The organism is Gemella sp. GH3, assembly GCF_013415425.1.
Lineage (GTDB): Bacteria > Bacillota > Bacilli > Staphylococcales > Gemellaceae > Gemelliphila.
Genome location: NZ_JACBYC010000084.1, coordinates 1 through 405 on the forward strand (window position 1 = coordinate 1; position 405 = coordinate 405).

The following is a 405-nucleotide window of genomic DNA, read 5'->3' on the forward strand; positions in this document are numbered from 1 at the left end:
ATCCTGTACCAAAATCAACGCCATATTGGTTAATTAAATAGAGTATTATATCCTTGGCATAAACGCCGGTAGGTAGTTTACCATTTATTTCGATTTTTAAATTCTTAGGTTTAGTTTGCCAAAGTGTTTGAGTAGCAAAGACATGTTCAACTTCACTTGTACCAATTCCAAATGCGATTGCACCAAAAGCACCATGTGTCGCGGTGTGAGAATCGCCACAAACAATTGTCTTTCCTGGTTGAGTTAAACCTGTTTCAGGTCCTACCATATGAACGATACCTTGTTCATCAGATCCCATATCAAAGATATGGACGCCAAAGTCTTTGGCATTCTTTTGTAGGGTAGTAATCTGTTTATTTGCTATTTCATCTTTTATGTTAAAAATGTCGATAGTCGGTACATTAT

The 405-nt window shown here is 36.5% G+C and carries 1 protein-coding gene; it reads right to left on the reverse strand.

Features of this window, described 5'->3' with window-relative positions; all coding sequences use genetic code 11:
• Positions 1-405: aconitase family protein (locus HZY83_RS02540; RefSeq protein ID WP_255460138.1), on the reverse strand; the 405-nt coding region annotated here is incomplete at both ends.